Origin of the sequence: Micromonospora rifamycinica (genome assembly GCF_900090265.1) — a bacterium.
Classification (GTDB): Bacteria; Actinomycetota; Actinomycetes; order Mycobacteriales; family Micromonosporaceae; genus Micromonospora; species Micromonospora rifamycinica.
Map to the genome: position 1 here is coordinate 2,119,777 of NZ_LT607752.1, position 12,449 is coordinate 2,132,225.

At 72.7% G+C, this 12,449-nt stretch carries 8 protein-coding genes; 7 read left to right on the forward strand and 1 reads right to left on the reverse strand.

The window, feature by feature from the left end; genetic code table 11:
* The first annotated feature begins 34 nt into the window (after window positions 1–34).
* Window positions 35–4,087, forward strand: coding sequence for an ATP-dependent RNA helicase HrpA (gene hrpA / locus GA0070623_RS08590; protein ID WP_067314485.1), 4,053 nt, complete (start codon window positions 35–37; stop codon window positions 4,085–4,087).
* Here hrpA and GA0070623_RS08595 read toward each other — a convergent pair whose 3' ends face one another.
* Window positions 4,088–5,026 carry a LysR family transcriptional regulator gene (locus GA0070623_RS08595; RefSeq protein ID WP_067314483.1) on the reverse strand — a complete coding sequence of 313 codons (939 nt, stop codon included), beginning with the start codon at window positions 5,024–5,026 and terminating at the stop codon, window positions 4,088–4,090.
* Between the two features lie 128 nt (window positions 5,027–5,154).
* On the opposite strand from GA0070623_RS08595, the gene GA0070623_RS08600 reads away from it, so the two are divergent.
* The 6 genes from GA0070623_RS08600 (at window position 5,155) to GA0070623_RS08625 (ending at window position 12,421) form a co-directional block, all read left to right on the forward strand.
* Window positions 5,155–5,787, forward strand: coding sequence for a succinate dehydrogenase cytochrome b subunit (locus tag GA0070623_RS08600; RefSeq protein ID WP_067314480.1), 633 nt, complete (start codon window positions 5,155–5,157; stop codon window positions 5,785–5,787).
* A gap of 1 nt (window position 5,788) precedes the next feature.
* Window positions 5,789–7,726 (forward strand): fumarate reductase/succinate dehydrogenase flavoprotein subunit, encoded by a 1,938-nt coding sequence (locus GA0070623_RS08605; protein WP_067314478.1) that lies wholly within the window; start codon window positions 5,789–5,791, stop codon window positions 7,724–7,726.
* A complete protein-coding gene (locus GA0070623_RS08610; RefSeq protein ID WP_067314475.1) occupies window positions 7,723–8,484 on the forward strand; it encodes a succinate dehydrogenase/fumarate reductase iron-sulfur subunit in 762 nt (253 codons plus the stop codon). Before GA0070623_RS08605 ends, GA0070623_RS08610 begins: the two co-directional genes overlap by 4 nt.
* A 491-nt stretch (window positions 8,485–8,975) precedes the next feature.
* The gene (locus GA0070623_RS08615) at window positions 8,976–10,160 is read left to right on the forward strand and encodes a zinc-dependent alcohol dehydrogenase (RefSeq protein ID WP_067314988.1); all 1,185 of its coding nucleotides are present in this window, start codon (window positions 8,976–8,978) and stop codon (window positions 10,158–10,160) included.
* Window positions 10,157–11,140 carry an SDR family NAD(P)-dependent oxidoreductase gene (locus GA0070623_RS08620; protein WP_084261616.1) on the forward strand — a complete coding sequence of 328 codons (984 nt, stop codon included), beginning with the start codon at window positions 10,157–10,159 and terminating at the stop codon, window positions 11,138–11,140. Before GA0070623_RS08615 ends, GA0070623_RS08620 begins: the two co-directional genes overlap by 4 nt.
* A 135-nt stretch (window positions 11,141–11,275) precedes the next feature.
* Entirely contained in the window at window positions 11,276–12,421 is a 1,146-nt protein-coding gene (locus tag GA0070623_RS08625) for an MBL fold metallo-hydrolase (RefSeq protein WP_067314991.1), read from the forward strand.
* Window positions 12,422–12,449 lie beyond the last annotated feature (28 nt).

A 12,449-nucleotide genomic window follows, 5' to 3' on the forward strand; every position in this document is an offset into this window, starting at 1 on the left:
GTCCGGCGGCGGGCTGCCTATCCTTGGCGACGACATGCAGAATCCAACCGCCTCCGGCCCCGCCGCACCCGCCGCCGTGACCGTCCGTGAGCTGCACCGCCGCCTCACCCCGCTGATGTTCCGCGACCAGCGCCGCCTCCAGCGCCGGCTGGACGGGGCACGCAAGCTGCGCGACCCGCAGCGGCGCGACGAGGCGCTGGCCGAGATCGCCGGGGAGGTGTCCCGGGCGGAGGGCCGGCTGGCCACCCGACGGGCCGCCGTGCCGACCGTCACCTACCCGGCGCAGCTGCCGGTCAGCGAGCGGCGCGACGACATCGCCGCCGCCATCCGGGACCACCAGGTGGTGATCGTGGCCGGCGAGACCGGCTCCGGCAAGACCACCCAGCTCCCCAAGATCTGCCTGGAGCTGGGGCGGGGCATCACCGGGCTGATCGGGCACACCCAGCCCCGCCGGCTCGCCGCCCGCACGGTCGCCGACCGGATCGCTGAGGAGCTCGGCACCGAGCTGGGTGACGTGGTCGGCTACAAGGTGCGCTTCACCGACCAGGTGAGCGACCGCAGCCTGGTCAAGCTGATGACCGACGGCATCCTGCTGGCCGAGTTGCAGACCGACCGGATGCTGCGCCAGTACGACACCCTGATCATCGACGAGGCGCACGAGCGCAGCCTCAACATCGACTTCATCCTCGGCTACCTGCGTCAACTGCTCCCCCGGCGACCCGACCTCAAGGTGGTCATCACCTCGGCGACGATCGAGACCGCCCGGTTCGCCGAGCACTTCGCCGACGCCGACGGCAAACCCGCGCCGGTCGTCGAGGTGTCCGGGCGGACGTACCCGGTCGAGGTGCGGTACCGGCCGCTGGTCGAGGTCACCGAGGGTGACGAGGACACCGGCGACGACGAGGAGAACGTCCGCGACCAGATCCAGGCGATCGGCGACGCGGTGCAGGAGCTGGCCGCCGAGGGGCCGGGCGACATCCTGGTCTTCCTCAGCGGCGAACGGGAGATCCGGGACACCGCCGAGGCGCTGGGCAAGCTGACCCAGTCGAGCCGCGCGCTGCTGGGCACCGAGATCCTGCCGCTGTACGCCCGGCTGTCCGCCGCCGAGCAGCACCGGGTCTTCGCCGCCCACTCCGGCCGCCGGGTGGTGCTCGCCACGAACGTCGCGGAGACCTCGCTGACCGTGCCCGGCATCAAGTACGTGGTGGACCCGGGCTCGGCCCGGATCTCCCGCTACTCCAGCCGGTTGAAGGTGCAGCGGCTGCCTATCGAACCGGTCTCGCAGGCGTCGGCCAACCAGCGCAAGGGCCGCTGCGGCCGGACCTCCGACGGCATCTGCATCCGGCTCTACGACGAGCAGGACTTCGCCTCCCGGCCGGAGTTCACCGACCCGGAGATCCTGCGTACCAACCTGGCCTCGGTCATCCTCCAGATGACCGCCATCGGCCTCGGTGACCTGGCCGCGTTCCCGTTCATCGACCCGCCGGACCGGCGCAACGTCACCGACGGGGTCAACCTGCTGCACGAGCTGGGCGCGCTGGACCCGACCGAGGCCGACCCGGCCAAACGGCTCACCCCGCTGGGCCGGCGGCTGGCCCAGCTCCCGGTCGACCCCCGGCTGGCCCGGATGGTCATCGAGGGCGAACGCAACGGCTGCGCCACCGAGGTGCTGGTGATCGCCGCCGCGTTGTCGATCCAGGACCCCCGGGAACGGCCGGCGGAGAAGCAGGCCCAGGCCGACCAGGCGCACGCCCGGTTCACCGACCGGGAGTCCGACTTCGTGTCGCTGCTCAACCTGTGGCGCTACCTGCGCGAGCAGCAGCGGGAGCTGTCGTCCAGCGCGTTCCGCCGGATGTGCCGGGCGGAGTACCTCAACTACCTGCGGGTCCGCGAGTGGCAGGACATCGTGGCCCAGTTGCGCCAGGTGCTGCGTACCCCGGAACAGGGTGACGGGCGGCGGGGCCGGCGCGGCGCGACGCAGGCCCCGGCCGACGGGGGCCGGCGCGGTCCGGCCGCCGACCTGCCCGAGGAGATCGACACCCCGAAGGTGCACCAGTCGCTGCTGCCCGGCCTGCTGTCGCACATCGGGCTCAAGGACGCCCAGAAGCACGAGTACCTGGGCGCCCGGGGGGCGAAGTTCGCGGTCTTCCCCGGCTCGGCGCTGTTCAGGAAGCCGCCGCGCTGGGTGATGGCCGCCGAGCTGGTGGAGACCTCCCGGCTGTGGGGCCGGGTCGCCGGGCGGGTCGAACCGGAGTGGGTCGAGCCGCTGGCCCAGCACCTGGTCAAGCGCAGCTACAGCGAACCGCACTGGGAGAAGAAGCAGGCCGCCGTGATGGCCTACGAGAAGGTCACCCTGTACGGCGTCCCGCTGGTCACCTCCCGCAAGGTCAACTTCGGGCGGATCGACCCGGCGCTGAGCCGGGAGCTGTTCATCCGGCACGCCCTGGTCGAGGGGGACTGGCAGACCCACCACCCGTTCTGGCGGGACAACGAGAAGCTGCGCACCGAGATCGAGGAGCTGGAGAACCGGGCCCGCCGCCGGGACATCCTGGTCGACGACGAGAGCATCTTCGCCTTCTACGACCAGCGCATCCCCGCCGACGTGGTCTCCGGGCGGCACTTCGACGCCTGGTGGAAGAAGGCCCGGCACGAGCGGCCCGACCTGCTCACCCTCACCCGGGACGTGCTGGTCAACGCCGGGCGCGGCGGGGTCGACGAGGCCGACTTCCCGGACGAGTGGCGGGCCGACGGGGTGACCCTGCCGCTGACGTACACCTTCGACCCGACCGCGCCCACCGACGGCGTGACGGTCGACATCCCGCTGCCACTGCTCAACCAGGTGCCGGCGGAGAGCTTCGACTGGCAGGTGCCGGGGCTGCGCGAGGAGCTGGTGATCGCGCTGATCCGGTCGCTGCCCAAGCCGGTCCGGCGCAACTTCGTCCCGGTACCGGATTTCGCCCGCGCCGCGCTGGCCGCGATCACCCCCGGCGAGGAGCCGTTGCTGGACGCGCTGACCCGGCAACTGCGCCGGATGACCGGGGTGACCGTCCCCCGGGAGGCGTGGGAGCCGGCGAAGCTGCCCGCGCACCTGCGGGTGACCTTCCGGGTGATCGGTGACGAGGACAAACCGGTCGCCGAGGGCAAGGACCTGCCGGCCCTGCAACGCCAGCTCCGCCAGGAGGTACGCCAGGTGGTGGCCGCCGCCGCGCCCGAGGTGGCCCGGACCGGGCTGACCGGGTGGACCATCGGCACCCTGCCCCGCACGATCGAGCAGGTGCGGGCCGGCTACGCGGTGACCGCCTACCCGGCGCTGGTGGACGAGGGCGCCACGGTCGGGGTGAAGGTCTTCGACTCCGAGGCCGAGCAGGCCGCCGCGCACTGGGCGGGCACCCGGCGGCTGTTGCGGCTGACCGTGCCGTCACCGGCGCAGTTCCTCCAGGGGCGGCTGAGCAACGAGGCGAAGCTGGCGTTGAGCCGCAATCCGCACGGCGGGGTGCAGCAGCTCATCGCCGACGTCGCCGGGGCCGCCATCGACAAGCTGGTCGCCGACGCGGGTGGGCCGGCCTGGGACGCCGACGGCTTCGCCGCGCTGCGCGACCGGGTCCGCGCCGACCTGGTCGACACGGTGGTCGAGGTGATGGGCCGGGTCCGTCAGGTGCTCGCCGCGGCGTACGCGGTGGAGCAGCGGCTCGGCGCGACCCGCAACCTGGCGGTGGTGGCCGCCCTGGCCGACCTGCGCCAGCAGCTCACCGGCCTGGTGCACGACGGTTTCGTCACCGAGACCGGGTACGCCCGGCTGCCCGACCTGCTGCGCTACCTGACCGCGATGGAGCGCCGCCTCGACCGGTTGACCGCCAACCCGCAGCGGGACAAACAGCAGCAGGACCGGATCGCCACCGTGCAGCAGGAGTACCGGGACATGGTGGCCGCGCTGCCCCCGGCGCGCCGCGCCTCGGAGCCGGTACGGCAGATCCGCTGGATGATCGAGGAGTTGCGGGTGAACGTCTTCGCGCAGGCCCTCGGCACCCCGTATCCGGTGTCCGAGCAGCGCATCTACCGCGCGATGGACGACGCCGAGGGGCGCTGATCAGGGCAGCGGCTCCACCCCCGGCGGCAGCTCGCTGGTGCTGGTGGCGGCGTGCACGTAGTCGAGCAGGATGCGCCGCAGCTCCCGCCCGGCGTGGGTGGGCACCACGTCGCGGCGGCGGGCCACCGCGATGGTCCGGCGCACACCGGGCGGGGCGAGCCGGGTGACCCGGATGCCGGGGCGGCGGCTGACCACGATGCCCGGCACCAGGGCGATGCCCAGTCCGGCCTCGACGAAGCTGAGCACCGCGTCCATCTCGCCGCCGTCGACCGAGAAGGTGGGCTCGAAGCCGGCCTCCCGGCAGGCCTGGATGGTGGCGTCGCGCAGGTCGTAGCCCTCGCGGAACATCACCAGCGGTTGGCCGCGCAGGTCGGTGATCCGCAACTCGCCGCTGACCAGGGCGGCGGGCAGCGGATCCACCGAGGCGACCACCAGGCTCTCCCGCAGGATCGGGTCCACCCGCAGGCCGGGGTCGGCCCCCTGGGCCGGCATGATGATCAGAGCGAGGTCCAGGTCACCGCGGAGCAGGTCGCGGACCAGGTCCTGCGAGCCCCCCTCCTCGACCCGCAGGTCGACGGCGGGGTGGGCGTCGCGGAACCGGCGCAGCACCGGCGGGGCGAGCGAGGTGGCCAGGCTGGGGGTGGCCCCGAGCCGGACCCGGCCCCGGCGCAGGCCGACCAGCTCCTGCACCTCCCGGGTGGCGGTGTCGACGTCGGCGAGGATCCGCTTGGCCAACGGCAACAGCACCTCCCCGGCGGCGGTGAGCGCGATGTTGCCCCGTACCCGCTCGAACAACGGGGCGCCGAGGTCGGTCTCCAGGGCGTGAACTTGCTTACTCAACGACGGCTGGGTTATGCCGACGATGTCGGCGGCTTGGGTGAAATGTCGTACTTCGGCCACCGCAACGAAGTACCTCAGCTGATGGAGCTGCATCTTCATAGCTTACGGCTATCGAGACTGCGAGTTCGATGCATTGGACGACTGATCGCAGGGCTCCTAGCGTCGGTCAGGTGGTAATCACGAAAACTCGGTCGCCCATCCGCTCCAACGTCGGCCTGAAGGCCGTCATGGCGGTGACGGGCATCCTGCTGGTGCTGTTCCTCGTCGCCCACATGCTCGGCAACCTCAAGGTGTTCACCGGCGAGACCTCGTTCGACCACTACGCCCACTGGCTGCGCGACATCGGTAAGCCACTGCTGCCCGGGGTGTGGTTCCTGTGGATCCTGCGGACCGCGCTGGTGGTGGCCGTGATCGGGCACATCTGGGCGGCGACCGTGCTGGCCGTCCGGGCCCGCGCCGCCCGTCCGGTGCGCTACGCCCACCGCAAGAAGGTCCGGGGCAGCTACGCCGCGCGCACCATGCGCTGGGGCGGAGTGATCATCCTGCTCTTCGTGGTCTACCACATCCTGGACCTGACCACCGGCACCCTCAACCCGGTCGGCGACGCCAGCAACCCGTACGGCAACGTGGTCGCCGACTTCGCCCCGGAACGCTGGTACGTGACGCTGTTCTACACCCTGGCGATCGTCACCGTCGGCTTCCACCTGCGGCACGGGGTGTTCTCCGCGTTGCGCAGCCTCGGCCAGCAGACCCCCCGGGGCGAGCGCCGGGCCCGCACCGCCGCACTGGTCTTCGCCGTCGCGCTCTGCGCCGGCTACCTGGTGGTCCCGTTCGCCGTACTCACCGGATTGGTGTCCTGACATGGAACTCTTCACCGAGGGCGACCCGATCGCCGACACGAAGGCTCCCGACGGCCCGGTCGACAAGCGCTGGGAGACCCGGCGCTTCGAGGCCAAGCTGGTCAACCCGGCGAACCGGCGCAAGATGACGGTGATCGTGGTGGGCACCGGCCTGGCCGGCGGCTCCGCCGCCGCCACCCTCGCCGAGCAGGGCTACCGCGTGCGCAGCTACTGCTACCAGGACAGCCCGCGCCGGGCGCACTCGATCGCCGCCCAGGGCGGCATCAACGCCGCCAAGAACTACCGCAACGACGGCGACTCGGTGCACCGGCTCTTCTACGACACCGTCAAGGGCGGCGACTTCCGCTCCCGCGAGTCGAACGTGCACCGGCTCGCCGAGGTGTCGGTCAACATCATCGACCAGTGCGTCGCGCAGGGCGTCCCGTTCGCCCGCGAGTACGGCGGGCTGCTGGACACCCGCTCCTTCGGCGGCGCGCAGGTGCAGCGCACCTTCTACGCCCGGGGCCAGACGGGCCAGCAGCTGCTGCTCGGCGCGTACCAGGCGCTGGAGCGGCAGATCGGCCTGGGCAACGTGGAGATGCACACCCGGCACGAGATGCTGGAGCTGGTCGTCGTGGACGGCCGGGCCCGGGGCATCGTGGTCCGGGACATGGTCACCGGCGAGATCAGCACCGAGATGGCCGACGCGGTGGTGCTCGCCTCCGGCGGCTACGGCAACGTCTTCTACCTCTCCACCAACGCCAAGGGCTGCAACGTCACCGCGAGCTGGCGGGCGCACCGCAAGGGGGCGTACTTCGCCAACCCCTGCTACACCCAGATCCACCCGACCTGCATCCCGGTCTCCGGCGACCACCAGTCCAAGCTGACCCTGATGAGCGAGTCGCTGCGCAACGACGGCCGGGTCTGGGTGCCGAAGAACAAGGACGACGACCGCGCCCCCCGGGACATCCCGGAGGACGAACGCGACTACTACCTGGAGCGGATCTACCCCTCCTTCGGCAACCTGGTCCCCCGGGACATCGCCTCCCGGGCCGCGAAGAACGTCTGCGACGAGGGCCGGGGCGTCGGGCCGACCAAACTCGGGGTCTACCTGGACTTCGCCGACGCGATCGACCGGCTCGGCCGCCAGGCCATCGAGGCCAAGTACGGCAACCTGTTCGAGATGTACGAACGGATCACCGGCGAGGACCCGTACCAGGTGCCGATGCGGATCTACCCCGCCGTGCACTACACGATGGGCGGGCTCTGGGTCGACTACGACCTCCAGTCGACCATCCCCGGCCTGTTCGTGATCGGCGAGGCGAACTTCTCGGACCACGGCGCGAACCGGCTCGGCGCGTCGGCGCTGATGCAGGGCCTGGCCGACGGCTACTTCGTGCTGCCCACCACCATCGCCCACTACCTGGCGTCCGGGCCGCTGGCCAAGGTCGACGCCAGTCACCCGGCGGCGGTGCAGGCCCGGCGGGACGTCGAGGACCGGATCGCCCGGCTGCTGGCCGTCGACGGCGACCGGACGGTGGACTCGTTCCACCGGGAGCTGGGCCACCTCATGTGGGAGCACTGCGGCATGGAGCGCTCCGAGGCCGGGCTGCGCAAGGCGATCGACGCGATCCGGGCGCTGCGCGAGGAGTTCTGGCAGCGGGTCCGGGTGCCGGGTGACGGCGAGGGGCTGAACCAGTCGCTGGAGAAGGCCGGCCGGGTGGCCGACTTCTTCGAGCTGGCCGAGCTGATGTGCATCGACGCCCTGCACCGGGAGGAGTCCTGCGGCGGCCACTTCCGGGCCGAGCACCAGACCCCCGACGGCGAGGCGCAGCGCGACGACGAGCGGTTCGCCTACGTGGCGGCCTGGGAGTTCACCGGCACCGACGAGCCGGCCGTGCTGCACAAGGAAGACCTGAAGTTCGAGTACGTCCACCCTACGCAGCGGAGCTACAAGTGAACCTGACCCTGCGCATCTGGCGTCAGTCCGGCCCCCAGGACAAGGGGCGGATGGTGACCTACCCGGTCGACGACGTCTCCCCGGACATGTCGTTCCTGGAGATGCTGGACGTGCTCAACGAGCGGCTGACCCTCGCCGGGGAGGAGCCGGTAGCGTTCGACCACGACTGCCGCGAGGGCATCTGCGGCATGTGCGGTCTGATGATCAACGGGGACGCGCACGGCCCGCAGCGCGGCACCACCGCCTGCCAGCTGCACATGCGGCAGTTCTCCGACGGCGAGACGATCGACATCGAGCCGTGGCGGGCCCGCGCCTTCCCGGTGGTCAAGGACCTGGTGGTCAACCGGAGCGCCTTCGACAAGATCATCGCAGCGGGTGGCTACATCACCGCGCCCACCGGTAGCGCCCCCGAGGCACACGCCGCCCCGGTGGCCAAGGCCGACGCCGACGCCGCGTTCGAGTCCGCCGCCTGCATCGGCTGCGGCGCGTGCGTGGCAGCCTGCCCCAACGGCTCCGGCATGCTCTTCACCGCCGCCAAGGTCACCCAGCTCTCGCTGCTGCCGCAGGGCCAGCCGGAGCGCTTCACCCGGGTGATCGGCATGGTCGACGCGCACGACGAGGCCGGCTTCGGCGGCTGCACCAACGCCGGCGAGTGCACGGCGGTCTGCCCCAAGGGCATCCCGCTGAACACCATCGGCCGCCTCAACCGGGACTACCTCACCGCCACCGCCAAGCGCGGCGACACTCCCGGCTCCTGAACCCGCCGACGGTCTGACCGGCCGCCTCCGGACCCACCGACCGCCGTACCCCCCGCCCGAGGGGTGCGGCGGTCACCCCCACCCCGTCCCCACCCCGTCCCCACGCCACCCACCCCACGCCCCACCCTCCGCACCCCGCCCTCCGCGCGCCCCGCGCCCCGCGCACCGCGCACCGCGCACCGCGCGCACCGCGCGCTGGATCCTGGATGTAGTGGCCACGTGGCGTGCGGAGGCCACTACATCCAGGATCCAGCACGATCACGGCGGTGACCGGGGACGATCACGGCAAGGGCCGGGCACGATCACGGCAAGGGCCGGGCACGATCACGGCAAGGGCCGGGCACGATCACGGCAAGGGCCGGGCACGATCACGGCAAGGGCCGAGGACGGTCACGGCTCGGGGGGTCGCCGACCTTGGCCGGCCGGTGGCCGGTTCAAGCGTCCCCGCTCGGGTAGCAGTCCCTCGACGGCATCGAGAGGGGACACCAGCGATGAAGGCACTGACCTGGCACGGCACGCGCGACGTCCGGGTGGACGAGGTCCCGGACCCCCGGATCGAAGCGCCGACCGACGCGATCGTCCGGATCACCTCGACCGCGATCTGCGGCTCCGACCTGCACCTGTACGAGGTGCTCGGGCCGTACCTGAAGCCCGGTGACATCCTCGGGCACGAGCCGATGGGCATCGTCGAGGAGGTCGGCTCCGGGGTGACCCGGCTCAAGCCCGGCGACCGGGTGGTCGTCCCGTTCAACATCGCCTGCGGGCACTGCTGGATGTGCGAGCGGCAACTCTTCGCCCAGTGCGAGACGACCCAGGTGACCGCCGAGGGCAAGGGCGCGTCGCTGTTCGGCTACACCTCGCTCTACGGCTCGGTCCCCGGCGGCCAGGCCGAGTACCTGCGCGTACCGCAGGCCCAGTTCGGCCCGATTACCATCCCGCAGACCGGGGCCGACGAGCGTTACCTGTACCTCAGCGACATCCTGCCCACCGCCTGGCAGGCGGTGAAGTACGCCGACGCCCCGCCCGGCGGCACCCTGGCCGTGTTCGGGCTCGGCCCGGTCGGGCAGTTCTGCGCCCGGATCGGCCGGCATCTCGGTGCGGGCCGGGTGATCGGCCTCGACCTGGTGCCCGAGCGGCTGGAGATGGCCCGCCGGCACGGCATCGAGACGCTCGACGTCAGCCAGCTCGACGACGTCCCCGGCACACTGATCGACCTGGTCGACGGGCGCGGCCCGGACGCGGTGATCGACGCGGTCGGGATGGAGGCGCACGGCTCCACCAGCGGCAAGCTGGCCCAGCACGCCGCCGGGCTGCTGCCGGACAAGCTGGCCGACAAGATGATCGACAAGGTCGGTGTGGACCGGTTGACGGTGCTGAAGGCCGCCCTCAAGGCCGTCCGGCGCGGCGGCACCGTCTCGATCTCCGGGGTGTACGGCGGCGAGGTGGACCCGATGCCGCTGATGGAGATGTTCGACCGGGGCATCCAGCTGCGGATGGGCCAGTGCCACGTGCGCCGGTGGACCGACGAGATCCTGCCGCTGCTGTCCGGCGACGACGACCCGCTGGGCGTGGAGGACCTGCGGACCCACCGGATGCCGCTGGTCGACGCGCCGAAGGCGTACGAGATGTTCCAGAAGAAGTCCGACGGCTGCGTCAAGGTCGTGCTCGCCCCGTGACCCGGGTGGTGGTGGTCACCGGGGCCACCAGCGGCATCGGCCGCGCGGCGGCCCGGGAGTTCGCCGGGCGCGGGGACCGGCTGGTCCTCGCCGCCCGCTCCCCCGAAAGCCTGGCCGAGGTACGCGGGGAGTGCCACCACGCCGGGGCGGACCAGGTGCACACCGTGCCCACCGACGTCACCGACCCGGCCGCGCTCGACGCCCTCGTCGACACGGCGGTACGCGAGTGCGGCCGGATCGACGTCTGGGTGCACACCGCGGCGGTGATGGCGTACGGGCGGTTCGAGGAGGTCCCGGCGGACGTCTTCGACCGGGTGGTCCGCACCGACCTGCTCGGTGCGGCCGGCGTCCTCCGGGTGGCGCTGCGGCGCTTCCGGGCCGCCGGTGGGGGCACCCTGATCCTCACCGGCTCGGTCCTCGGGCACGTCACCGCCCCCTACATGAGCGGCTACGTGACCAGCAAGTGGGGCCTGCAGGGGCTGGTCCGCACGGTGCAGCAGGAGGCCCGCGACCTGCCCGGGGTGCGCGTCTGCCTGGTCACCCCGGGCAGTGTCGACACCCCGGTCTACCAACGGGCGGCGAACTACCTCGGGCGGGCCGGCCGGCCACCGCTGCCGGTCACCACCCCGCAACGGGTGGCCCGCGCCATCGCGCACTGCGCCGACCGGCCCCGCCGGGAGGTCTCGGTGGGGCGGGTCAACCTGCTCATGCGGGGCGGCTTCACCGTCCTGCCCGGCGTCTACGACGCGCTCGTCGGGCCGTTGATGCGGCGCGGCGGGCTGACCGGGCGGGCGGTCGCCCCGCACGAGGGCGTCGTCTTCGCCCCGGACCCGGCGGGCGCGGCCGTCCGCGGCGGGTGGCTGCCGGAGCTGCCCGCGCTGCTGCGCCGGGCCGGCAAGCCGACCGGTGCGACGGCGGTCGCGACCGCGGCGGCCGTCGCCACGGCCACGGTGCTCGCCGCGGCACGACGACGACGGTGAGCGCCGGGACGGGCTGATCCGGGGTCGGCGGGTGCCGGCGGAGGAACCCGCGCGCCGTCCCGGGGGCCGGCGTGGGCGCAAGGGTCCGGCGGTGGCTACCGTGTACCGCGGGGACACCGGCGAGGGGGACGACACATGCGGAAACCAGCGGAACGTGCGGTCGAGCGGACGCCCGGCGGGCGACTGTGGCGGGTGGCGGCCCTGGCCGCGGTCGCCGGGCTGGCGTGGACGGCGCGGGACGTGCCGGCGGCGTTGGGCGGCCGGCTGACCGGTGCCCGCGCGGAACGGGCCGCCCGCTCCGCGCAGTTCCGCGACGGCACCTTCCACAACCGGGTCGCCGTGCGGACCATGCCCGGTGGCGACCCCGACCGCAGCCTGCTCCGCGAGCTGCTCTTCGGCCAGCAGCGCCGCCGGCCGACCGCCCCGGTCCCGCTGCTGCGGCCCGCCCCGGCCCCGACCACCGGCGTCGACCGCGAGCTGAGCATCGTCTGGTACGGCCACGCCTCGGCGCTGGTCGAGATCGAGGGGCACCGGGTGCTGATCGACCCGGTGTGGAGCGACAGGTGCTCGCCGTCGGCCGCCGTCGGGCCGAAGCGGCTGCATGCGCCCCCGGTCAGCCTCGACGAGCTGCCCACCGTCGACGCGATCCTGATCTCCCACGACCACTACGACCACCTCGACATGACCACCGTCCGGGAGCTGGTGCGGCGGCAGTCGGCGCCGTTCCTGGTCCCGCTCGGCGTCGGCGCGCACCTCGACCGGTGGGGGGTGCCGGCCGACCGGATCATCGAGCTGGACTGGTCGGAGCGGCACCGGGTCGGCGGCCTGGAGATCACCGCCACCGCCGCGCAGCACTTCTCCGGCCGGGGCCTGCGGCGCGACGGCACGCTGTGGAGTTCGTGGGTGGTCGCCGGGGCGCACCGGAAGGTCTTCTACACCGGCGACTCCGGCTACTTCGACGGGTACGCCGAGATCGGCGCGGAGCACGGGCCGTTCGACGTGACGCTGATGCAGATCGGCGCGTACGACCGGGCCTGGCCGGGCATCCACATGTTCCCGGAGGAGGCGGTCACCGCCCACCTGGAGCTACGCGGCGACCTGCTCGTCCCGGTGCACTGGGCGACGTTCAACCTGGCCCTGCACGACTGGTCCGAGCCGGTGGACCGGCTCTGGGCCGAGGCCAAGACCCGCGACGTCAGGCTGGCGGTGCCCCGCCCCGGCGAGCGCGTGGTGGTGGACGACCCGCAGCCGGTCGACGGCTGGTGGCAGACGGTCGCCTGACCGGGAGCCGGCCCGGTGCCGCCCGGTG